This window comes from Pseudomonas sp. R84 (genome assembly GCF_009834515.1).
In the GTDB taxonomy this organism is placed as follows: Bacteria; Pseudomonadota; Gammaproteobacteria; order Pseudomonadales; family Pseudomonadaceae; genus Aquipseudomonas.
Genome location: NZ_CP019426.1, coordinates 1,733,398 through 1,758,035, shown reverse-complemented (window position 1 = coordinate 1,758,035; position 24,638 = coordinate 1,733,398). Strand labels below are relative to the sequence as shown.

At 59.9% G+C, this 24,638-nt stretch carries 14 protein-coding genes; 9 read left to right on the top strand and 5 right to left on the bottom strand.

From position 1 onward, the window contains the following. The first annotated feature begins 31 nt into the window (after window positions 1–31). Entirely contained in the window at window positions 32–796 is a 765-nt protein-coding gene (locus PspR84_RS07920) for an AraC family transcriptional regulator (protein WP_160056698.1), read from the top strand. Between the two features lie 98 nt (window positions 797–894). Continuing rightward, a complete protein-coding gene (locus tag PspR84_RS07915; RefSeq protein WP_160056696.1) occupies window positions 895–1,788 on the top strand; it encodes a DMT family transporter in 894 nt (297 codons plus the stop codon). On the opposite strand, the gene PspR84_RS07910 is transcribed toward PspR84_RS07915, so the two are convergent. After that, window positions 1,782–2,069: a SelT/SelW/SelH family protein gene (locus PspR84_RS07910; protein ID WP_016771139.1), complete on the bottom strand. Its 288-nt coding sequence runs from the start codon at window positions 2,067–2,069 to the stop codon at window positions 1,782–1,784. The genes PspR84_RS07915 and PspR84_RS07910 overlap by 7 nt on opposite strands. A 71-nt stretch (window positions 2,070–2,140) precedes the next feature. On the opposite strand from PspR84_RS07910, the gene PspR84_RS07905 reads away from it, so the two are divergent. Then, window positions 2,141–4,330, top strand: a complete 2,190-nt coding sequence (locus PspR84_RS07905; protein ID WP_160056694.1) for a patatin-like phospholipase family protein — start codon at window positions 2,141–2,143, stop codon at window positions 4,328–4,330. A gap of 135 nt (window positions 4,331–4,465) precedes the next feature. Here the strand turns inward: PspR84_RS07905 and PspR84_RS07900 are convergent, their stop codons facing one another. The 3 genes from PspR84_RS07900 to recQ all read right to left on the bottom strand — a co-directional run bounded on the left by PspR84_RS07900 (window position 4,466) and on the right by recQ (window position 9,245). Next, window positions 4,466–6,253 carry a FimV/HubP family polar landmark protein gene (locus PspR84_RS07900; RefSeq protein ID WP_160056692.1) on the bottom strand — a complete coding sequence of 596 codons (1,788 nt, stop codon included), beginning with the start codon at window positions 6,251–6,253 and terminating at the stop codon, window positions 4,466–4,468. Between the two features lie 127 nt (window positions 6,254–6,380). Continuing rightward, the gene (locus PspR84_RS07895; protein WP_007962151.1) at window positions 6,381–6,815 is read right to left on the bottom strand and encodes a MarR family transcriptional regulator; all 435 of its coding nucleotides are present in this window, start codon (window positions 6,813–6,815) and stop codon (window positions 6,381–6,383) included. 300 nt (window positions 6,816–7,115) lie between these two features. Then, window positions 7,116–9,245, bottom strand: a complete 2,130-nt coding sequence (gene recQ, locus PspR84_RS07890; protein ID WP_160056690.1) for a DNA helicase RecQ — start codon at window positions 9,243–9,245, stop codon at window positions 7,116–7,118. Window positions 9,246–9,622: 377 nt separating this feature from the next. Here recQ and PspR84_RS07885 point away from each other — a divergent pair, with 377 nt between their 5' ends. The 5 genes from PspR84_RS07885 (at window position 9,623) to PspR84_RS07860 (ending at window position 13,899) form a co-directional block, all read left to right on the top strand. Further along, entirely contained in the window at window positions 9,623–10,210 is a 588-nt protein-coding gene (locus PspR84_RS07885; RefSeq protein ID WP_016984205.1) for a YecA family protein, read from the top strand. Between the two features lie 10 nt (window positions 10,211–10,220). Further along, window positions 10,221–10,616: a YbaN family protein gene (locus tag PspR84_RS07880; protein ID WP_160056688.1), complete on the top strand. Its 396-nt coding sequence runs from the start codon at window positions 10,221–10,223 to the stop codon at window positions 10,614–10,616. 128 nt (window positions 10,617–10,744) lie between these two features. Further along, window positions 10,745–11,287, top strand: a complete 543-nt coding sequence (locus PspR84_RS07875) for a hypothetical protein (protein WP_160056686.1) — start codon at window positions 10,745–10,747, stop codon at window positions 11,285–11,287. A gap of 4 nt (window positions 11,288–11,291) precedes the next feature. Then, window positions 11,292–12,998, top strand: a complete 1,707-nt coding sequence (locus PspR84_RS07870; protein WP_160056684.1) for a beta-propeller fold lactonase family protein — start codon at window positions 11,292–11,294, stop codon at window positions 12,996–12,998. A 541-nt stretch (window positions 12,999–13,539) separates the two neighbouring features. After that, a complete protein-coding gene (locus PspR84_RS07860; protein ID WP_160056680.1) occupies window positions 13,540–13,899 on the top strand; it encodes a DUF6124 family protein in 360 nt (119 codons plus the stop codon). Window positions 13,900–14,100: 201 nt separating this feature from the next. On the opposite strand, the gene PspR84_RS07855 is transcribed toward PspR84_RS07860, so the two are convergent. Then, a complete protein-coding gene (locus PspR84_RS07855; RefSeq protein ID WP_160056678.1) occupies window positions 14,101–22,716 on the bottom strand; it encodes a retention module-containing protein in 8,616 nt (2,871 codons plus the stop codon). A 532-nt stretch (window positions 22,717–23,248) separates the two neighbouring features. Between PspR84_RS07855 and PspR84_RS07850 the strand changes: the two genes are divergently transcribed. After that, entirely contained in the window at window positions 23,249–24,607 is a 1,359-nt protein-coding gene (locus PspR84_RS07850; protein WP_160056676.1) for a TolC family outer membrane protein, read from the top strand. Window positions 24,608–24,638 lie beyond the last annotated feature (31 nt).

Genomic DNA, 24,638 nt, shown 5'->3' with positions numbered 1-24,638 from the left:
AGACTGGCGATCACTTCGGAGACAACCTGCCATGCGACCGATCCTCACCCTGCGTCAGTACACCCACGACCTGATCGTCCACAGCCACGACCACGCGCAATTGGTGTTCGGGCTGTCCGGTGCGCTGGATTTCGAGGTCGAGGGTTGCGGCAGCCAGGTGCGTCAGCAGAGTTTTGTGGTGATTCCGTCCGGTGCGCATCATGCCTGCGGCAGTCCCGACGGCAGCCGCTGTCTGGTGCTGGATATCCCGAATGGGCAGTGGGTGACGGACTCATTGGGCGAGCATGCCGATGCCAGTCATCGTTTGCTCGATCAGCCCGCGCGCCTGTCGCTGGATTCCGGGCAAAACCAGTTGGTCAGCTGGCTGGCGAACAGTCCGGTGAGCGATCCGTTGATCGCGCAACAAGGCGCAGTGTTGCTGCTGGCCAGTCTTAATCACTCGCAGCCTGCCGAAGTTGCCGCCCGCCGCCTGCCCTATGCCGCGCTGGATGCACACATCGAACAACACGCCGCTTATCCGCTGCAAGTCGCCGATCTGGCACGGGTCGCCGGATTGTCCAATGCCCGCATGCATGCACGGTTCATGGCCGAATGCGGGCAGACGCCGATGGATTACATCCGCAGTCGACGCTTGCATCTGGCGGTGCAACTGCTGCGCGACACCGCACTGCCGATTGGCGAGATTGCCAGTCGCGTCGGCTACAGCTCGCAGAGTGCCTTCTCGGCTGCCGTCCTGCGCGAGTTCGGTTCGTCGCCCGGCCAGCTTCGCCGCGATTCCGGCGACAAAAGACGATAGCCTGCCGACAGACTTCTGGCTGTTACCCGGTTCAATATGTAGGAGCTGCAGGAGGCTGCTCCTCCAGTTGAAATCGCGTTTAAGATAGAAGGATTGCAATGACTCCGCGTACCGCCCTCGGCGCTCTGCATATCGGTGCTTTGATGTTTGGCCTGACCGGTGTGTTCGGCAAACTCGCCGCTGCGTCCCCCGCCGTGATCGTCTTCGGTCGCGCGGCTTTCGCCGTGCTCGCCCTGGCGTTTTTCGCCCGTTTTGCCAGACAGCACGGCTGGCAGAAACTTCAGGCTATGGACTGGCGGCGCCTGGCCCTCAGCGGTGTGTTGCTGGCCGGGCACTGGGTGAGTTTCTTCCTGTCGGTGAAGATCGCCGGTGTCGCCATCGCAACCTTGGGCTTTGCCAGTTTCCCGGCGTTCACGGTGATTCTCGAAGGGCTGATTTTCCGCGAACGCATCCGTGCCAATGAAATTGTGCTGGTGGTGTTGGTCAGCATCGGCCTGATTCTGGTGACCCCGGCGTTCGACCTGGGCAGCGGCGCGACCATCGGTTTGCTTTGGTCGGTGCTGTCGGGACTGTTGTTCTCGCTGTTGTCACTAACTAACCGCGCCAGCTCCGGGCGGATTCCGGCGGTGCAAGCGGCGCTGTGCCAAAACGTCGTGGTGGCGCTGTGCCTACTCCCGGTTGCAGCGCCGCAACTGAGCGAAGTGCGCGCACTCGACTGGCTGTGGATTGCGCTGCTGGGGGTGTTCTGTACCGGCGTCGCGCACAGCCTGTTCGTTGCCAGTCTGGCGGTGATCAAGGCGCGCACGGCGGCGGTAGTGTTTGCGCTGGAGCCGGTCTACGGCATCACCGTCGCCTGGCTGTTGTTCAATGAAAACCCGACGTCGAAGATGTTGATCGGCGGTGCGTTGATCATTGTTGCCATCGTCGTGTCAGCGCGGATGTCCGGCCATGCCGACAAGAAAACCGTCGCCGCCGAGGCTGGGTCTCACTGAGTGCGGTCGTTGTGACCGAGGTCGCGGTCAGGATCGATCTGATCGCGAACCCGCTGCTTCAAGACCTTGGCCTCGGGAAAACCGCCGTCGGCCTTGCGTTCCCAGATCTGCACGCCGGCGCAGGTGATGTGAAATACCCCGCCGGTGCCTGGCACCAGCGAGACTTTGCCGAGGTCGTCGGCAAAGGTGCTGAGCAGCTCCTGCGCCAGCCACGCGGCGCGCAGCAGCCACTGGCATTGGGTGCAATAGGTGATGACAACTTCTGCTTTTGCGACAGTCATGTTCGCTGGAACTCCTGAGACAGAGGGCGCCGCTATAATAGCCGGCTTTAACGCTTGCCCCGAGACTCACAATGCGCCGTCTGCTGTTCTGCCTGCTGCTTGGTTTCCTTCCCCTGCTTGTCCATGCCAGTGAGGCGTCACGACCGAAAGTCGGCCTGGTGCTGTCCGGCGGTGCCGCGCGCGGGCTGGCGCATATCGGTGTGCTCAAGGCGCTGGAAGAGCAAGGCATCAAGATCGATGCGATTGCCGGCACCAGCATGGGCGCGGTGGTCGGTGGCTTGTACGCCTCGGGTTACAAGATCGATGAGCTGGAAAAACTCGCGCTGAGCATCGACTGGCAAGCCGCGCTGTCCGACGCCCCGCCGCGTGAAGACGTGCCGTTTCGGCGTAAACAGGATGACCGCGACTTTCTGGTCAAACAGAAACTCAGCTTTCGCGACGACGGTAGTCTCGGCTTGCCCCTGGGCGTGATTCAGGGCCAGAACCTCTCGTTGCTGCTGGAAAGTCTATTGGCCCACACCAGCGACACCCGGAATTTCGACAAACTGCCGATCCCGTTCCGCGCCGTCGCCACCGACATTTCCAATGGCGAAAAAGTGGTCTTCCGCAAAGGTCATTTGCCTCAGGTGATCCGCGCCAGCATGTCGATCCCGGCGGTATTCGCCCCGGTCGAGCTCGACGGCCGACTGTTGGTAGACGGCGGTATGACTGACAATATCCCGCTGGATGTCGCGCGAGAAATGGGCGTCGACGTGGCCATCGTTGTCGATATCGGCACACCACTGCGCAACCGCAAGCAACTGACCACCGTGGTCGATGTGTTGAACCAGTCGATCACCCTGATGACCCGCAGTAACTCTGAAGAACAACTGGCCGCGCTGAAATCCTCCGATGTGCTGATCCAACCCGCGCTAGCAGCGTTCGGTGTCACCGATTTCGGCAAGGCACAGGAGATGATCGACGCCGGTTACCGCGCCACCCGCATCCTCGATGCGCGCCTCGCCGTCCTCAAACCCAAAGAATCCCAGGACGCCGAACTCAACGCCGCGCGTTCGCCGGGTCAGCGCACGCCGATCATCACCGCGATCCGCGTCGAGAACGACTCAAAAGTCGACGACGATGTGATCCGCTACTACATACGCCAGCACATTGGCGAGCCACTGGATCTGGCTCGATTGCACTCGGACATGGGCACCTTGTATGGCCTCGACTACTTCGAGCAGGTGCAATACCGCGTGGTGCACAAAGGCCAGGATCACACACTGGTGATCAGTGCCCGGGGCAAACGCAGCGGCACCGATTACTTGCGGGTCGGCCTCAATCTGTCGGACGACATGCGCGGCGACAGCGCCTTCAACCTTGGCGCCAGTTATCGCATCAATGGCATCAACCGCCTCGGTGCGGAATGGCTGACTCGGGCGCAAATCGGTGACAAACAAGAGTTGTACAGCGAGTTCTATCAACCGCTGGACGTCGGCTCGCGCTACTTCGTCGCGCCGTACGCCTCGTTCGAAGCGCAGAACGTTGAAGCGGTACTCGACAACGACCCGATCGCGCAGTATCGCGTCGAGCGCTACGGTTTCGGCCTCAACTTCGGCCGACAGATCGGCAACAACGGCGAAGTGCGTTTCGGTGTTGGCGAGGCCTGGGGCAAGGCAGATGTGCGGATTGGCGATCAGGACCTGCCGAGTGAAAACTTCAACGAAGGCTTCTACGCGCTGAAGTATTCGTACGACTCGCTGGATAACGTGTATTTCCCTCACGAAGGCAAGGACGTCAGCCTGACGCTGACGCAGTTTGAACCGGGCCTGGGGTCGGACACGCGCTATCGACAGTGGGACTTTAAAGTCGATAAGGCCATGAGCCATGGCCCGGATACGCTGATACTCGGCGGGCGCTACGGGCGTACGCTGGATGATGCCAACGTGGTGACCTCAAGCTTCCTGCTCGGCGGTGCGCGGCAGTTGTCGGGCTTCCGTGAAGACGCGATTTCCGGGCAGAACATCAGCCTGATGCGCGCGGTGTATTACCGCCGTCTGACGCCGCGCTCGTACCTGCCGCTGGATTTTCCGCTGTACGCCGGTGCCTCGCTGGAGCGTGGACGGGCGTGGAACAACGACAATGAGTTCGACAGTGGCTACATCAACGCCGCCAGCGTGTTTATCGGTTTTGACACACCGCTGGGGCCGTTGAATTTCAGTTATGGGTTGAATGATGCGAATGAGCAGGCGGTTTATCTGAATCTGGGGCAGACCTTCTGATCCAGATTCGGAATTGATATTGACTGAAGGTCAGTCTTCGCGAGCAGGCTCGCTCCCACAGGGGAACGCATTCCAATGTGGGAGCGAGCCTGCTCGCGAAGGCGGTATCGGATCCACCGCAAATCGATCAGGGGTTCAGCGAATCCCCGCCAGCAACGTCCTCGCCGTTTGCTTCAACGGCTCATCCCCTTCCTTGAGCAATTCATTGAGCAACGCAACCGCACTGTCGATATCGCCGTCATCAATGCACGTCTGCGCCTGTTCGAGCTTTCCGGAATTTTCGTCATGTACCGGCTCTGGTGTCTGCAGATCCAGCGGTTGCAACGCCAGTGACGGCTTGGCATCAGCAAACTCATTGAGAAAATCTTCATCCAGCGGCTCGGCATCCGATTCAGGGATCCACTCCAACTCGGCCTCTTCGCTGGACTCGGGCTCGGGCAATTCGAAATCCTGAGGCAGGACTTGCAGCCCGGAGCCGAGCGCCGAGGTGTCTGCCTGCGGCTCATCGGAAGTCGGGCGAGTGTCTTCCAGGTCCCAGCTGGAATCCATCGACAGCTCGCCCAGATTCAGCTCGAAATCATCTTCAGGTGCCGGTGGAGCAGCGACAAGCGGGGCCGCTGCAATAATGGGCGGCACCGCGACCAACGGTGCCGCAACCGCCAGTTTCGGGTGCCGCGTGCGAACATCCTGCAACGTCTGGGCATCCACGCCCAGCTCACGCAAATGACTTTCTTGTTGTTCATACGCGGCGCTGTCACCCTGGCGGCCCAGAACTTCAAGCAACTGCAAACCGATATCGCTGCGCGCAGGCTCCTTGTGCAAGGCATCGCGCAGCAAACCCGCCGCTTCGCCCAGTCGGCCATAGGCCAGATAGATCCCCACCGCCTCCAGCACATCGCCAGCCGCCGGCTCTTCCCGGTGTTCGGCTGAAGCGTGGGATCTGACGGGATCGGCGTTCTCTGCCTCAGCGACGTCTACCTCATTGCCTTGCGGCAACTGGGGCAGCGGCTCGGCAACTTGCTGTTGCTGTTGCTGTTGCTGCCGTCGACGGTGCACCAACAACCCGGCCAACACCCCCAACAACAGCAACAGGCCGCCGAGCAATGGCCAGTTCAAACCGTCATTGCTGGATTCCGCTGACGCCACAGCCGGCGCAGGAGTCGGTGCCGGGGTTTGCACGATCGGTGGCGGCGTTTTCTGCAGCTCGACCAAGCGTGTTTGCAGGTCACTGATCTGCTTTTTGCCGTCGGCAATCTGCACATCCTGTGTCTGCAGTTTTGCGCTCAGTTCATCAATGGTCTTCTGCTGTTGCTGATTGAGCAGAACACTGGCCGCCAATTGTTCGGCCAGTGCATCGTTGGCGGGCGAAGTTGCCTGCGTGGGTGCTGGCACGGTATCGCGCTTGGCTTGTGGCGCCTGTGGCGCCGCCACGACAGGCTCGACAGTGGGAAACGCGGAGGATTGCGCACGCGGATCCGGCTCATCGGTGGCCGGCACGATACCCGGTGAACCCGGCGGATCGATCAACACCGTGTACTCACGCAGCAAACGGCCATTGGGCTGATCGAGCTGCACGAGGAAATTCAGGAAGGGTTCGTTGACCGGTTTGCTGGAGGTCACCCGGATCATCTGGCGATTGCCATGCAGGATCGGGATGAACTTGAGGTCGTTGAGAAAGAACACCCGCTCGACCCCGGCCTCGGCGAATTCATCCGCCGTGGCCAGACGCACCGCCAGATCGTTTTGCGTCAGCCCGCCGACATCGACCAACGCAATGTCGGCCTTGAGCGGCTGATTGAGGCCTGAATGAACGGTGATATCACCCAGCCCCAAGGCCATCGACCAGGCCGAATAGCTGAAAACACCGGCGACCAGCAACCATTTGGCGCCACCGCGCAGTACCACGTGCCGACTTGCGAGCATGAGCATCCCTTAAATAAGCAAAACCGACTTCTATGCGTTCGCACATCCGGTACGAACACGATATTGCCCAGTAGTTCTTATAGTCGGCTCAGCGCGATCTCTCAAAGATCCGGCACGTGGATGTGCCTCAAGATTTTTCCAGGTTGGCCAGAATATGCCCGTGAACCCGCATGCACACCTTCAAATCCGCTTCGTCGACGCCTTCGAACAACTCATGACGCAGCTGTGTGGCGATGGTTTCGATTTGTTCGATCAACGGCAGGGCTGGTGCGCAGAGGACGATCTTTTTCGCCCGGCGGTCTTCCATCACGGACTGGCGTTGCACCAGGCCCTGGCTTTCCAGACTATCGAGCAAGCGCGCAAGGGTCGGACCTTCGACGCCGACGCTCTGCGCCAGCTCACGCTGGGTCGGCGCGTCTTCAAAACGCGCCAGATGCAGCAGCACCAGCCAGCGCGCCTGGGACAACCCCAGCCCGGCCAGTCGGCGATCCAGTTCGGCACGCCAGCCACGGGACATCTGGGCCAGTTGCATGCCAAAGCGGTGTTGATCGGTTAACGGCATAAAACACTCACGGTTAGACTGAAAATAAAGAATTTCTAATTATTAGCCAGCTAAGCATGAGCTGCAGTTATAGGCAAGTGGCGGTCTGTACTGAATCGTTACATCTTGAGGCCCCTCACCCTAGCCCTCTCCCGGAGGGAGAGGGGACTGAATGGGGGATATTCGGGAATTACGCCGACGTGGCAGATCGGCGCTGAACCCATAATCGACTCGGGTTCTCAGGTCGATGTATAGCGCAAGACACCTCGGTAGGCCCCCTCTCCCTCCGGGAGAGGGTTGGGGTGAGGGGCGACGGCCAAATTACATCTCGAATTCCGATTGCAGTGCAGCCCGCACGCAATACAGCACGCCCTCCGGAACACGCCCGGCAAACAGCTCGGCCACTTCGGCAACGGACGGCAGCTCACCTTCACCATCGAGGAACGCATCCTGCACTTCACCCATCAGCTCTTCCGGCAAATCCAGCGCCTGTTCCAGCGACAACTGCTGCTTGCCGATCGCCTCGGCGAGCATGGTGTAGACGTTCTTTTCCGAGCACTGCAACTGACCGGCGATCTGCAGCGGTGTCATGCCCGCACGGGCCAAAGTGATCAACTCGTGGCGCACGTCGGCTACCGCTTTCGGCGCCTCGACCTCGCCGCCGAGCACTTCGAGGAAGGCATCGCCATAGCGTTCCAGCTTGCGCGCGCCAACGCCGCTGACCCGGGCCATTTCCGCCAGCGAAGTCGGTTGGCTGCGGAGCATTTCCAGCAACGTCGAATCGGGGAAGATGACGTACGGCGGCACGCCATGTTCTTCGGCCAGTTTGCGGCGCAGCGCGCGCAGGGCTTCCCACTGTTCGCGCTCTTCGCCGCGCACCAGTTGGCTGGCCGGGCTCTTGCTCGCAGTTTTGGCGGTGACCTGCGGTTTGAGGTCGCGGCGCAGTTCCAGCGTGACTTCGCCCTTGAGCAATGGCCGGCAACTGTCATTCAGACGCAGACCGCCATAGCCTTCGTGGTCGACATCCGCCAGACCGCGCGCGACCAATTGGCGGAACAGCGAGCGCCATTCGCTTTCGCTCAATGCCTTGCCGACGCCGTACACCGACAGGTGTTGATGGCCAAAACTGCGGACTTTTTCGTTTTCCTTGCCCAGCAGCACGTCAACCAGATGACCGACGCCATAACGCTGACCCGTGCGGAAAATCGCCGATAACGCCTGACGCGCTGGCTCGGTGGCATCCCAGGTCTGCACGCCGTCGACACAGTTATCACAATGGCCGCACGGTTCGGGCATGTCTTCATCGAAGTACGCAAGCAGGGTCTGACGGCGGCAACGGGTTTCTTCGCACAGCGACAGCATCGCGTCGAGCTTGTGTTGCTCCAGGCGCTTGTGCCGCTCGTCGCCTTCGGAGTTCTGCAGCATCTGCTTGAGCATCACCACATCTTGCAGACCGTAGGCCATCCACGCATCCGCCGGCAGGCCGTCACGGCCGCCGCGCCCGGTTTCCTGGTAATACGCCTCAAGGGATTTCGGTAGATCGAGGTGGGCGACAAAGCGCACGTTGGGCTTGTCGATGCCCATGCCGAACGCCACAGTGGCGACCATGATCAGACCTTCCTCGTTGAGAAAGCGCTTCTGGTTGAAGGCACGTAGCTCATTGGGCAAACCGGCGTGATACGGCAGCGCCGGGAAGCCCTGCTCGCTCAGAAACGTTGCGACTTCTTCGACTTTCTTGCGCGACAGGCAATAGACGATGCCGGCATCGCTGCGTCGCTCGGCCAAAAACGCCAGCAACTGCTTGCGCGGCTGCTCCTTGGGAACGATGCGGTAAAAGATATTCGGACGGTCGAAGCTCGACAGGAAGCGCTCGGCATTTTGCAGGTGCAGGCGGGTGACGATTTCTTCACGGGTGCGCTTGTCGGCGGTGGCGGTCAGGGCGATGCGCGGCACGTCGGGAAACATCTCGGCCAACTGGCCCAGTTGCAGGTATTCCGGACGGAAATCGTGACCCCATTGCGATACGCAGTGCGCTTCGTCGATGGCGAACAACGCAATGTTCAAGCCTTGCAGGAACGACAGCATGCGCGGCTGCACCAGACGCTCGGGCGCCAGATACAACATCTTCACTTCACCGCGCTTGATTCGCGCCGCCAGATCACGCTGCTGCTCGGCGCTCAAGGTGGAGTTCAGCGCGGCAGCGGCCACACCCAGCTCTTCGAGGGTGGCGACCTGATCGTCCATCAGTGCGATCAGCGGCGACACCACCACCGCCAGGCCATCGCGCAACAGCGCCGGCACCTGAAAGCACAGGGACTTGCCGCCACCGGTAGGCATCAGCACCAGCGCATCACCGCCACTGGCCACGCGCTCAATGATTGCACCCTGACGGCCACGGAAACTGTCGTAGCCGAAGATGTCCTTGAGGACGCGTTGAGCCTGTTCGAGCATAAAAACTCCAAAAATCTACCGATACATCCCTGCGCAGGCTGGTTCAGAACAGTCAGGGCTGCTTAAACAAAACGTAAGAGCGCATTACGTGACACGCGTAATGCGGGCAGGGATCGCAAAACGCGGCAGTATACCCGAGGCCTCCCCTGCGCAGGGCGACACCCGTCGATACAATCGCTGATACCTGTGTAGGAGCTGCCGAAGGCTGCGATCTTTTGATCTTGTCTTTATTAAAAGCAAATCAAAAGATCGCAGCCTTCGGCAGCTCCTACAGGGTGTATGCAGGGTATGGCAGGTCAAATCTGCCATGCGGCTGGCTTGAGCGCGCAAGAAGGCCTAGAATTCCCGCATTGTTTATTCCCCAAGGTAGCCCCGTAATGTCCTTCGCTGAGCAACTGACCCGCCTGCAAGTTTTCCTCGACGCCGACGAGCTGCATGACGAGGCGCTGGATTACGTGGCCGCTCACGGCTACCTCACCGCGCTGTCGATCTGCGCTGAAGACGTACCGGAGCGTGAGTGGATCGACGCCCTGTTCGCCGAAGAGCCGCATTACAGCAGCGACGCCCAGCGCGAAGAGATCGAAGCCACCCTGATCGGCCTCAAGGCGCACATCGCCCGTCAACTGGCCTCGGATGAAGAGTTCGAACTGCCATGCGAACTGGATCTGGGCGACGAGCCGGACGATTCCGAATTGCGCGGCTGGTGCATTGGTTTCATGGAAGGCGTGTTCCTGCGTGAGGCCGCCTGGTTCGAAACTGCCGAGGAAGAAGTCAGCGAAATGTTGCTGCCGATCATGGTCGGTTCGGGCCTGTTCGACGAACAGCCAGAATTCGAAGACATCGCCAAAGACGCCAACCTGATGGACGACATGATCGTACAGATCCCGGAAGCCCTGACCGCGCTGTACCTGCTGTGCCAGGCGCCCGACGAAAAACCGGCGATCCTCAAGCCACGTCACCACTAAGATCCGGCCTATGGACAACCCCATAGGCAACCGCCCCCTGATGTTGCGCTACTTCTTGCTGGCCGTCGGCTGGCTCAGCGTGGCATTGGGGGTGATCGGGATTTTCCTGCCCGTCCTGCCCACCACCCCTTTCCTTCTGCTCGCCGCGGCCTGTTTCGCGCGCAGCTCTCCGCGTTTCTATCAATGGCTGGTCGAGCATCCCCGGCTGGGGCCATGGATCCGCGATTACCTCGATGGCAACGGCATACCGCTCAAGGGCAAGGTCTACGCGATCGGGCTGATGTGGGCGAGCATTCTGTTCTCGTGCTACCTGGTGCCACTGCCGTGGGCGCGGGGGTTCATGTTGACCAGTGCGGTGCTGGTGACGGTTTACATCCTGCGCCAGAAAACCTTGCACAAATCCTGATGCACTCAAGTCGACCATTCATCTGAAAACAAGGCTCACCTGTCAGATATGACAGTAGGCAACACCCCCCGGCAGGTGTGTGATAGCCCAACACCTACTTGCCGGCCGGTCATGGCCAGGAGCGCGCCATGGATTCTCAATCCGCTATAGACATCCAGTCTGACGAACTTATTGAAACCCTCAAACTGTTTCCGGCTTTCATACCTGGCTTGGTAACGCCGGTGGAGCCTTCTGATCTCGCCCACGGAGGCGTTGGCAGACATCTTTTTGTCGGCGAACCAAAACGCCTGCCGTGTGTGGTGGATCCATGGTCTGCACTGCAACGCCGGAAAGCCCAGCCCATGGCCGCGTTCGATACAGTGAAGTTGTATGTCAACAGGACGTTTGTCGACAGTTCCACTGTCCTTGAGGGTGACGAAAGCAAACGAGTCCTACTCTTCGCACGCCAAGGATCGTTTGTAGATGGCGTCAACGAAATCCAGTACGAGGTGGAACGACTCAGTGGTAACACGGAGTCATCGGATATTTTGCGTGTGCTCTATCACCAGCGCCCCCATGCCAACCTTGAGCTGGTGATTCCGCCTGAGGTGATTGCCAAGGGCGTGACCCCTGAACTGGCTGCGCAAGGGAATCAAGTTCGAGTGCAGATATGTACCGGTGGAGCTTCATGATGCCTTGTCTCTGAAAATCGCCGACAAAACGTTCCCCATACCCGTAACCGACCCCACCAAGCCGCTGACGATAACGCTGTACACCGCTGACCTCATCGACATCATCGACGGCACCGTTCAGGCCTGGTTTACGGTCGAAGATCAGTTGAACAATTTCGCGGAGTCTGCAATCCAGACGCTCGAGATTCGTCTCGCCCAGAAGGACCTGATCAGCACTCTCGTGTTAGTGCCGTCTGAGAATCCGATCGCTGTGCCGATCGATCCGAATGGAGTCATCACTCGATTTGAAGCTAAAGCGGCAAATGTGGGTGATGTTGTCGAACTACAGATGCTCAACCCATTACCTGGCACTCCACCGGCTGCTCCACTTAAATTGAACAAGAACCTGCGCGCGAACTTCAACCTTAGCCAAGCGTTACTAACGGCACATCAAGGCAGAGTTCTCAGACTTCAGTGTGTACTGACCAACAATGGCGCGGAGCACACCTCTCCCATTTTACGCGTGAGGATACCTGCACCGCTGCTGGACCTGAATTTCAGGGATGCACCCTATTCAGCGGTAACGGATGGCCTGCTCAGGGACATCAGTCTCGAACTGTTGAAGAATGGCAGTCCTCAGCCTGGGCAAAACGTGGTGATCACCCTTCCCCTCGGCTTTGCCTACGGCGATGGCGGAACCGGCTCACGCACATTCACCACTGATAGCCTGGGCATCGTCACTGTCGGGGACGTGCGGACACCGAGCGTGATAGACAGCTACACGTTGACTGCCAGCAGCGAAGGGCAAACGGCTACAGCGACGGTAGAGGTGGAACAGCCGGGCGTGGTTGAGTGGATAGAGATGAACAGCGCGCCAGTTGATATCGTGATAACACCCGACGGCAAGCACCTTTACGCACCTCTTGCGTCCATCAGTACTGTCGCTGTCATTGATACACAGAAACTTCAAGTCATCAGAAACATACCCGTAGAGATTGGGCCGCAGACTATTTCTATCAGTCCCGATGGAACACGCGCCTACACCACGAACCGAAACAACAACGTTTATGAAATCGATATAGGTCAGCAAGCAGTCACCCGCAGACTCTCGGTTGGCAGCGAACTCGCCTTTGTCTCGGCGGTGAGCCGTGATAGCTCAAAAACGTACATCAGCACATGGGAATACGAAAAACTTCATGTTTGCGACGCGAAGACAGGGGCGAAAATCAAGGAAACCAATCTGCACAATAGGCCTTCATGGTTGCACTTCAGCAACGATGGCAGACGCCTATATGTCGCACTCAACGGCACCCCTGACAGACTGGACATCCTCGATGCTGTCAGTCTCAGTGTGATCAGACAAATCGGCCTGCCTTCAGGATCAAACCCCATTCACGTGGCTTCCAGCAACGATGAGCGTTTTGTATATGTCGTGCTCTACTCCAAAAATGAGGTTGCCGTTATCGACACGGCATCGATGAGTGTTTTGAAATACATCCCGGTTGGAAGCTTCCCCTACGCGATCGTAACTAACAGTCAAGGGACGCTTGCCTACGTCACGAACTATTTACCCGGCTCGGTCTCGGTGATCGACCTTTCACGTCAAGAAGTGGTTGGCACCCTGCCATTGGGCGGAGGAACCGCGTACGGCATCGCTTTGAGCCCTGACGGGCGCAGAGCATATGTGTGCAACACCTCCAACAGCCGGATTGCTGTGCTGAGAATCGGCTGACGGACCGGGTGCTGAATAATCTGGAGTGGCTAGTTGACGCGGGCGTGGGGAAAAGCGCTGGTTGATGCCGTGACAATTCTGGCCCCTTCGCGAGCAAGCTCGCTCCCACAGGGAAACGCATTCCAAATGTGGGAGCGAGCTTGCTCGCGAAGAGGTCACTGAAGTCAGCGCAAATCGCCTTTTAAACTCAGGCGTTTAAAAGACACCTTCAGACACGCCTTTCAGGCTACAAATTCTTGCGCCATTGCCTACAGCTACGCCAGAATCCGCCGGCTTGTGCGCCTTGGGCTCGGGTTCTATTGTGGGTCGGTCGCTGACGAATCAGCGATCGGGTTTAGCGATCCGATACCCTACAGACGCTCAATCCCCAGTCTCAATTGCAGCTTTGTCTATCTGCACTTGGCGTCATGGTGGCTGTGCGTGGGAGACCTTCGGGTCTACCCGGGGTTTCTGTGACCCGGATCGCTAACCTGCGTACAGCCGCCACCTTTACTTGTTTAGCGATGAGCCGTGGCGGCCAAATCAACCACGGAGTCTCAACATGATCAAACCAACACCCAACCCACCCGAAACCGACGCCACCTCCCCCTACGAATCCCTCGATTCAAAAAAACTCCACGAAGCCGCCGAGCGCGCCCTCGACCACTATCTCTGCCCACCCGGCTCCACCCCACCGCCCCGAAAAACCCGCCGGATGTACGCCGTGACCGCAGACTTCAAAAACGAAGAACTGCTGGCCGATGCCAGCGAAACTCTCGCCTCAGCCAGAACCATCGCTCATGACTTCGCCCACCTCATACCCGCGTCGCAGCGCAGAACGCTGCTGGGTATCGCGCAATTGATCATGCTCGGGGAGCTGGCGGTGAATCGGGTGCTGGATAATCTGGAGTTGCCGGGTTGATGCAGGCGTGATCAACCGCTGAGTTATTCGGCGTCAGATCTGGCGCTTTCGCGAGCAGGCTCGCTCCCACAGTGACCGCGCTCCAATGTGGGAGCGAGCCTGCTCGCGAAGGGGCCAGAATGAGCAATGCCATACCATCAGACAGAAAAAACCCGCCGCCCCATCAACCGGGGCGGCGGGTTTTGTCGTTTCCTGCGTCGCTTACACCGTATCCACCTTCAGCGAATGATCATTCAACATCCCGCTGATGATCGTCGCCGTGTCATGCCCGCTGGCAATCATCCCACCCGCCCCCGGCGTCACGCCGTAATGGCTGGCCAGGTTGACGCCGGCCAGGTCGATGGTCTGGTTGGGCGTGGCGCCGGCCATGGCGCTGACATCGATGCTGGTCATTACCGACGCGCCGCTGCCGCTGACAGTGAAGTGAAGGTAGTCATCCAGCGAGGCGCTGGTGCCGTTTTCACCCTGCAGCAGTTGCGACAAGTCGAGTTTGTCGGTGCCGGGGGTGAAGTCGGTGATCAGGTCATGACCGCTGTTGCCTTTGAGCCACTGGAAGGTGTCGGCCCCTGCGCCACCGGTCATGGTGTTGTTGCCCATGCCGCCGATCAGCAGGTCATCACCGCCGCCACCGTTGAGGATGTCGTTACCGAGGCCACCGTTGATCACGTTGTTATTGTTATCGCCGGTGAGGGTGTCGTTGAAGTTCGAGCCGACGAGGTTTTCGATGCCGGTCAGGGTGTCCGTCCCCGCGCCGATCGTGTTTTGCGCACCGAGCAGGCCGAGGTTGACCGTCACCCCGGCGGTGGCGTGGGCATAGCTGGCGGTGTCGCTGCCAGTGCCGCCGTCGAGCAGATCGTTGCCCGGGCCGCTGTAGAGCAAGTCGTTGCCGGCGCCGCCGTGCAGTTCGTTGTTGCCTGAACCTGCGCTGAGCACATCATTGCCATCGCCAGCGTTGATGATGTTGTCGCCGGTGCCGGCCACCAGCACGTCATCCCCCGAGGTACCGGTGAGGGTGTGGCCGTCCTGATAGCTGATGGACACGTTGGCGGTGTCGCTGCCGCCATGGTTGTCGTTGGCGGTGTAAGTGCCGTGGAAGTCCGGGGTGATGTCATGCGCCCCGGCGTAGTTGAGGGTCATGGTCAGTTGATAGTTTTCCGCCGCGTTGGGGTTACCGCCGCCGCTGGGATTGGCAATGTTGGTGATGTGGATCTGATAGACGCCATCGGCCGACGCGGTGAGGGTTTGCCCGTCCGCCAGGGTTGTGTAGGCGCCACCGTTGATCGAGTACTCCATGGTGACGTGACCGGCCGCCAGGTTGTGATCGAGGTTGAGTGTTTCACCCTGGCGCAGGTTGACGGTGATGCGGTCTTCATCGTTGGCGTTGCTGTTGGTCACCGCACCGAGATAGCCACTGACCACCAGCACGGCAGTCATTGTCGCGGCGTTGGCACTGAACGAATTACGCACGTTGGCCAGGTTCTGGTTGGCGGCGGTGTTGACGTTGGTGCCGGTGAAGTTGATCGCACCGGTGCCGGTGAAATCCGCCGCTTTCGAGATCCAGCCGGTGTTGAAACTGGTCGGCGTGGCGTTGAGCGTATCGCCATTCGGATCGGTGTCGTTGGCCAGCAACAGCTCGCCCGGCACGACGATATTGCCCGACAGCACGTTGGTGATGACGTGGTCATCGACCGCCACGGGCGGCGCATTAGGGATCACTTTCACGGTCAGTGTCGAACTGGCGAGGTCGCCATCGTTGTCGCTGACGGTGAAGCCGATGTTCTCGGTGATGACCACAGCGGTGGTTTTCTGCGAGGTGTAGGTGTAGTCGCCGGTGTCGAGGTTGATCAGCAGTGTGCCGCCGTTATTGGTGGCAATGCTCAGCGTGTTGTTGGTGGTGTTGAAGGTGCCGTGGTTGATGCCGCCGCTTGGGGTCAACGAGCCTTGGCCGCTGAGGGCTTTCGGATCGTAGGTGTAAGTGGTGCCGTCAACCACGATGGACTTGATGAAACCGCCATCGGCGCCAAAGGTGCCGCCCTCGCCCAGCAACGAACCGGTGACCGGCGCACCCTGTACGGTGCCGGACAGCACCGAGTTGAGTTGATTGAGATCGGTGACCACCACCGCGTTGGTGTTGGTGTGGCTGATGCCGTCATACGCCAGCGGGTCGAGGTTGGCGTTGCTCACGCCGCTGCCGAGGCCGATCGCGTAGTTCTTGATGTTGTTGGCATCGAGGAAGTTTTTCAGCGCGGCTTCATCAGCGGCGTTGATGTCGCCTTCGTTGGGTTTGCCGTCCGAGAAGAAGTAACCGACGTTCTGCGCCCCGGTGAGTTTGCCCGAGGTGTTGAAGGCGGTTTGCATCACCGCCACCGCGGCGTCGTAGTTGGTGCCGCCACCCGCCGTCAGGCCGGCGAGAATCGTCTTGGCGGTCGCCACATCGACCCACACCGAGGTTCGGTCAGTGGCGTTGCTGCTGAACGTGACGAGCTGGACTTTGACATCCCCGAGGTCGTCGTACTTGTCGAGCAAGGCGCTGATTGCCTGCTTGGCCAGCGCCAGCCGCGACAGACCCGGCACACCGGAGGCGTCGGCCATACTGCCGGAGATGTCGAGCACGATAAGCAGGTTGGAATCGATCTCCACTGCCGCCACCGAGCGATCGGAGGGCAGCGCTTTTGGTACGTCATCGACGATGTTCACCACAAGGGTGCTGGTGGTGCTGTTGCCCAGTGCATCAGTGGCTTTGTAGGTGAAGCTTTCGCTGAGGGTGTTCGCCCCGTCGTTGGCGCTCGGCGAGGTTTTCGGCGCCGAAGTCAGCGTGTAAGTGTAGGTGCCGTCGGCATTGAGCTGGATCTGCCCGTAGGTGCCCGTGGCGCTGCCGACCAGGGTGTAGGTGATCGCGCCTGTGCCGCCAGTGACCGCACCAACCAGCGTGCCGGTCGCGGTTTCACCGGTGTTGCTCGGGTCGCTGCCGGTGACCGTACCGGGGGTCAGATCCGCGCCGTCCTTGCTCAGGTCGAGGGCTTTTTCATAGACCGTCACGTCCTGATCGACCGAGGCCACCAGTTTGCTGTCGGCGACGTTGATGGTGATGGTCGTGGTGCTTTCATCACCGTCGCTGTCGCGGATCGTATAGGTGAAAGTGTCGATGGCGCCCGGTGGGCTCACCGAGTTCGGGTTGCTGTGATAGACAGCGTTGCCCGCCGCGTCGAGGGTCAGGTAACCGAAGTTGCCATTGATGTTGCTATTGAGGCCGCCGATGGCCGAAGTGCCGGTGTTGCTGCCGGCGCGCACGCCGACCACAGTGGCGGCGCCATCGGCACCGCTGATGTCATTGCCGAGCACACTGACATTGACCGTTCCGCCCTCGGCCACCGAACCGGTGTCGGGTTTGGCGGTCGGCAGATCATCGATGATGTTGACGTTGATCTGACCATTGGCAGTGCTGCCATCGGTGTCCGTCGCCACCACGTTGAAGTTCTCGGTGAGGCTGTTGGCACCGTTGGCGTTCGGGTGGGTTTCGTTGTCGACCAAGGTGTAGCTGTAACTGACGACACCGGTCGCCGGGTTGTAACCGGTGACGGTGAAGGTGCTGCCCAGCGGCGAGACGACCGACTGTGGGAAGCCCGCGGCAACACCGTTGGTGACCACGGTGATGCCGCCCACAGTAAGGGTTTGCAAGCCATCGAGCGCGGTGACGGTAAAGGTGCCGCTTTGGGTCAGCGCCGGGTTGTTGGGACTGGTGCCCTCAACGAGGTTTTTCTCGTAGACGGTGAGTTCGCCGCCATTGACGTCGAGGCCGTTGAGCACCACCGGATCGTCGTTGTTGTGGATGTTCAGCACCAAGCTGGCGGTGCTGGTATCGCCGTCGGCATCGGTCAGGGTATAGGTGAACGTCTCGGTGCCGTTACCGCCGCCGTGCAGGTTTTTGAAGTCGGCATCGTTGGGGTTCAGCGTGTAGGTGTACGTGCCGTTGGCGTTGAGCACCAGCGTGCCGTAAGTACCGGTGAAGGTGCCGGCGGTGATCGGCCCGGCATTCGGTCCGGTCGCGACCACGTCGGCGCCTTGTACATCGTTGGTCAGCACATTGCCGGTCAGGGTCAGCTGGGTTTCCGAGGCGCTGTTGGCGTTGCTGTCGTTCACCGCTTTCGGCACGTCATCGACGATGCTGACAACAATGGTGCTGGTGACGATGTTGCCCAGTGAATCGGTGGCCTGATAGGAGAAGGTTTCGGTCAGGGTGTTGGCGCCATCGTCGGCATGTGGCGTGGTGCTCGCCGGCGAGGTCAGCGTGTAGGTATATGTGCCGTTGGGGTTGAGGACGATCTGCCCGTAGTTGCCGGTGGCGCTGCCGACCAGCGCGTAACTGATGGCGCCGACCGCACCGGTGACCGAGCCGACCAAGGTGCCGGACGCGGTTTCGCCGGTGCTGGTCGGGTCACTGCCGGTGACCGTACCAGCGGCCAGATCCGCGCCGTCCTTGGTCAGGTCGAGGGCTTTCTCGAAGACCGTGACGTCGGTGTCGCTGGTCGCGCACAGCTTACTGTTGGCGACATCGATGGTGATGGTGGTGGTGCTTTCATCACCGTCGGAATCGCGCACGGTGTAGGTGAACACATCCACTGCGCCCGGGCCGTTCACGACGTTGGGATTGCTGTGGTAGACGGCGTTGCCGTTGGCGTCCAGGGTCAGGTAGCCGTAGGTGCCATTGATGTTGCTGTTGAGGCCGCCGATGGCCGAGGTCGAGGTATCGGAGCCGGCGCGCACGCCGACCACGGCACCGGTCACGGCCGGGCCATCGGCGCCACCGATGTCGTTGTTCAGCACGTTGCCGCTGACCGTGCCGCCCTCCGCCACCGATGCGGCGTCAGGGTGGGCGCTGGGCAAATCATCGACGATGTTGACGTTGATCTGGCCGCTGGCCGTGCTGCCATCGGTGTCGGTGGCGACGACGTTGAAGTTCTCGGTGATGCTGTTGGCGCCGTTGGCGTTCGGGTGAGTTTCGTTGTCGACCAGGGTGTAGCTGTAACTGACCACGCCGGTGGCTGGGTTGTAACCGGTGATGGTCAACGTGCTGCCGAGCGGCGTGACGATCGATTGCGGGAAGCCTGCGGCCACGCCACCGGTCACCACGCTAATACCGCCTACGGTCAGGGTTTGCAGGCCGTCGAGGGCGGTGACCGTGAAGGTGCCGCTTTGGGTCAGCGCCGGGGCGTTGGGGCTGGTGCCGTCACTGAGGTTTTTCTCGTAGACCGTCAGCTCGCCGCCGTTGACGTCAAGGCCATTGAGGTAGACCTGATCGTCGTTGTTGTGAATGTTCAGCACCAGGTTGGCGGTGCTGGTATCACCGTCCGAATCGGTGATGGTGTAGGCGAAGTTTTCCGTGCCGTTGCCACCGCCGTGGAGGTTTTTGAAGTCGGCGTCGTTGGTGTTCAGCGTGTAGGTGTAGGTGCCGTTGGCGTTCAGGACCAAGGTACCGTAAGTGCCGGTGAATGTGCCCGGGGTTATCGGTCCGCTCGGTACGCGATCCGCACCTTGCACGTCATTGGTCAGGACGTTGCCGGTCAGTGTCAGCAAGGTTTCCGATGCGGTGCCGGTGTTGGAATCGTTCACGGCTTTTGGCAGGTCGTCGACGATGTTCACATCGAGGGTCGCGTTGGCGGTGGTGCCGTTGTCATCGACCACGGTGACGGCGAATTGCTCAGGCAGATTGTTCGCGCCGTTGGCGGTTGGGTGCGCTTCGTTGTCGACCAGGGTGTAGCTGTAGCTGACCACGCCGGTGGTGCCGTTGAAACCGGTGATGGTCAGTGTGCTGCCCAATGGCGTGGTGACCGATTGTGGGAAACCTGCGGCTACACCGTTGGTGACCACGGCGATGCCGCCGACAGTCAGCGTGGTGACACCATCCAGTGCGGTGATGGTGAAGGTGCCGCTTTGGGTCAGCGCGTTGGCGTCCGGCGTGCTGCCGTCAGTGAGGTTTTTCTCGTAGACGGTGAGTTCACCGCCATTCACGTCGAGGCCGTTGATGATCACCGGATCGTCGTTGTTGTGGATCTGCAGGACGAGGTTGGCGGTGCTGGTATCGCCGTCGGAATCGGTAATGGTGTAGGCGAAGTTTTCCGTGCCGTTGCCACCGCCGTGCAGGTTTTTGAAGTCGGCGTCGTTGGTGTTTAGCGTGTAGGTGTAGGTGCCGTTGGCGTTGAGGACCAAGGTGCCGTAAGTCCCGGTGAAAGTGCCCGGAGTGACCGGCCCAGTCGGTACGCGGTCGGCGCCTTGCACATCGTTGGTCAGGACATTACCGGTCAGGGTCAGCAGGGTTTCCGATGCGGTGCCGGTGTTGCTGTCATCCACAGCTTTGGGCAGGTCGTCGACGATGTTCACGTCGAGCGTGCCGTTAGCGGTGGTACCGTTATCATCGACCACGGTGACGGCGAACTGCTCGGGCAGATTGTTCGCGCCGTTGGCGGTTGGATGTGCTTCGTTGTCGACCAGGGTGTAGCTGTAGCTGACGACGCCGGTGGTGGCATTGAAACCGGTGATGGTCAGTGTGCTGCCCAATGGCGTGGTGACCGATTGTGGAAAACCTGCTGCTACACCGTTGGTGACGACGGCGATGCCGCCGACAGTCAGGGTCGTCACGCCATCGAGTGCGGTGATGGTAAACGTGCCGCTCTGAGTCAGCGCGGTGGAATCCGGCGCGCTGCCTTCAGGGAGATTTTTCTCGTAGACGGTGAGTTCGCCGCCATTCACGTCGAGGCCGTTGATGATCACCGGATCGTCGTTGTTGTGGATCTGCAGCACGAGGTTGGCAGTGCTGGTATCGCCGTCTGAATCGGTGATGGTGTAGGCGAAAGTTTCCGTGCCGTTGCCGCCTCCATGGAGGTTTTTGAAGTCGGCGTCGTTGGTGTTCAGCGTGTAGGTGTACGTGCCATTGGCGTTGAGCACCAGGGTGCCGTAAGTCCCGGTGAATGTACCGGCGGTGATCGGCCCGGCACTTTCGTTGGTCACCACGCGGTCGGCGCCCTGCACATCGTTGGTCAGCACGTTGCCGGTCAGTGTCAGTTGCGTTTCAGACGCCGTGCCATTGCTGTCATCAAAGGCTTTCGGCACGTCGTCGGTGATGTTCACGTCGAGCGTGCCGTTGGCAGTGCTGCCGTTGTCATCGACCACGGTGACGGCGAATTGCTCAGGCAGATTGTTCGCACCGTTGGCGGTTGGATGCGCTTCATTGTCGACCAGGGTGTAGCTGTAGCTGACCACGCCGGTGGTAGCGTTGAAACCGGTGATGGTCAGCGTGCTGCCCAAGGGTGTGGTGATTGATTGCGGGAATCCTGCGGCCACGCCGTTGGTGACGACGGCGATGCCACCGACAGTGAGCGTCGTTACACCATCGAGTGCAGTGATGGTGAACGTGCCGCTCTGGGTCAGCGCGGTAGCATCCGGTGTGCTGCCGTCGCTGAGGTTTTTCTCGTAGACCGTCAGCTCGCCGCCTTCGACGTTCAGGCCATTGATGACCACTGGATCGTCGTTGTTGTGGATCTGCAGCACCAGATTCGCCGTGCTGGTATCACCGTCCGAATCGGTGATGGTGTAGGCGAAGGTTTCCGTGCCGTTACCGCCACCGTGCAGATTTTTGAAGTCGGCGTCGTTGGTGTTCAGCGTGTAGGTGTATGTGCCGTTGGCATTCAGCACCAAGGTGCCGTAAGTACCGGTAAAAGTACCGGCAGTGACCGGGCCGGTTGGCACGCGATCAGCACCTTGCACGTCATTGGTCAACACGTTGCCAGTGAGTGTCAGCTGCGTTTCAGACGCCGTGCCATTGTTGTCATCAAAGGCTTTTGGCACATCGTCGGTGATGTTGACGTCGAGCGTGCCGGTCGCGGTGTCGCCATTGCTGTCGCCGGCAATCACCGTGAACTGTTCGCTGAGATTGTTCGCGCCGTCACCGGCCGCGTGGCTTTCGTTGCCGTTGAGGGTGTAGCTGTAGCTGACAACGCCAGTCGCCGGGTTGTAACCGGTGATGGTCAGGGTGTTGCCCAGTTGCGAAGTGATCGATTGCGGAAAGCCGATCGGCACGCCACCAACGATGACGTTGATGCCACCGATGCTCAGGCTGGTCAGACCGTCCGGCGCCGACACGGTAAAGCTGCCGCTTTGCGTGAGTGCGCCAGGATTGGCCGCCGAGCCGGCAGGCAGATTGGCTTCATTGAGATTGAGTTCGCCACCAGCCACGTTCAGGCCTGTGAGGGTCACCGGATTGTTGACTGGTGGCTGCACCACGACAGCCGGGGTGTCATCACCGTTGTCGATCACCGCGTTGTGGCGTTCTTCAGGGAATTCGGGAATACCGCCGAACCCGGCGGTGGGGAAACCGATGATCGGGTCGACCCGGCCGCCGACCTCCGTCAGCAAGACGAAACTATGCCCACCACCCAACTCACCCGGCGCACCACCGGGTGCATTCGGGCCGGCGGCAGTAGCTTCAGCATTTTTAGTTGGGTCATCACCGGCGGCGATGGCTTTCTGGATTTGCTCAACGTCGGTCAATTGCGCGTCGCTCGGGGTCACTGCCTCAGCGGCATTTACATGCGCCGCCTGACCCGCCAGCAGTTCACCGGTCATGGTCATGCTGCTGCCGCGTCCGAGGGTCAGTTCCTGGCCATTTTGCAGATGAACGGCGACGGCGCCTTCTGCGCCGGTGATCAGTTGATCGCCGGCAAACAGGTGATCCCCCTCAACCAGTGCGCGCTTAGTGCCGTCGGCTGACTGGGCGAAAACCTGGCCAATGACTTTAGTGACTGTACCGATGAGCGTTGCCATGTGAAATCCTCCGCTGCCGACCACCGTCGGCACTGGTAAGCGAAGCAGCCCATGGCTCAATCGGGTTGTTGGAGGCAACGCTCGCACCTTCAACAGTTCGTTTCGCAGGCGGCTTTACTCGGAAACATCAGTGCTATCAAGCACTTCCGCATCCTGATCAAAGCCATACGCCCACTAACGCTACGTAACGGTGGTGAATCACTTGAGTGACAAAAAAATGTCGCTCATCAACCGCTACGCGTCCCTCCCCTTCAGCATTACTTCGCCGTATGTCGCAAAGTGAGTGGAACTTTCCTCAAGCCTTCCTGCGCTCCCTAAAGCGCATAAAACAAAGGCTTTCATGCTGAACAATGTGCCGGTTTTTACAAAGCGCATAAGTTTTTTTCGGCATAAGCCTTATGAAAATTTTTTCTTAGCTACGCTTCAGGATGTTCTTAGCTCTGTTGTTACAAGAGTGAAACGCTTACACCTAAAAATATCGTCAAATATTTGGCGACAGTAACACACCATCAGGACTCAGGGAGATGCACCCATGCGCGTTCTAACCCCCCTCTGCAGCGCGGTTTTGCTGGCCATGGCTTGCACTTCCCAAGCCCAGGCCATGAACCTCACCGAAGCCATTCAAAGCACCATCGCCACTCACCCGGAACTGGCCTCGCGGGTGGACGCTCGCCTGTCGGCTGATGAACAAGTCAAAGTCGCCAAGGGCGGCTTCTATCCGTCCGTCGATTTGAACGCCGCGTATGGCCGTGGCTACAGCGACAACACCAACACCCGGGCCTTCGGTAATCACCACACCGAAATTCTCAATTACACGCAGTCCGAGCTGCGCCTGCGGCAGATGCTGTTCGATGGCTTCAATACCGCCAACGAAGTCGAGCGCACCAAAGGCGTGTCCAATTCGCGCGCTTACTACGCGCAAGGCACCGCCCAGGATCTGGCCTTGCGCACCATCGAGGTCTACCTCGAAGTGCTCAAGCGTCGCGAACTGGTGACCCTTGCCCGCAACAACTTGCAGGCACACTTGCGCGTCAACGATCAGATCGGTTTGCGCACCGAACGCGGTGTTGGCAGCACCGCCGACTCCGATCAATCGGTCGCCCGTAAAGCGCTGGCGCAGAACAACCTCGACACTGCTGAAGTCGATCTGTCTGACGCCGAAGCCAACTTCTACAGCGTGGTCGGGCGCATGCCCGATGAGCTGGAAACCCCGGCCTCGACCCGCGGCGAACTGCCAACCGAATTGCGTGAAGCCCAGCAGAGCATGGTCGACAACAACCCGTACCTGAAGTCCGCCCAGGCTGACGTGCAATCGGCCGAGAGCCAGTACGAAGTCGCCAAGTCGCCGTTCTATCCACGCTTCGACGCGGAAGCGGCCGTCGGCGCGAACAACAACGTGCAGGGCGATGAAGGCCACGACAACGAATGGCGCGTGGGTGTGGTGATGAACTACAACCTGTTCCGAGGCGGCAGCGACAAGGCGCGCCTGGCCTCCGATGCGCACCAGATCAACCAGGCGATGGACATCCGTAACAACGCCCTGCGTCAGCTCAACGAGAACATTCGTCTGGCCTGGAACGCTATGGTCAACGCGAAGAAACAAACCCCGACCGCCCGCGAATATGCCGAAACCACCAAACGCGTACGCGCCGCGTATCAGGATCAGTTCGGCCTCGGCCAACGCACCCTGCTCGACTTGCTCGACAGTGAAAACGAGCTCTACAACGCCAACCGTCGCTACACCGAAATCCGCTACACCGAGGAATATTCGATGTACCGCGTGCTGGCAAACATGGGCCAATTGCTGAGCAAACAGCGGGTGGTGCTGCCAGCCGATGCGATCGCTGCGACCGAAGTGAAAAACGAAGCGCGCCTGCCCGAGCTGAAGTAACCAACGCAGGAGTTAGCTTTGCCCTGATCGT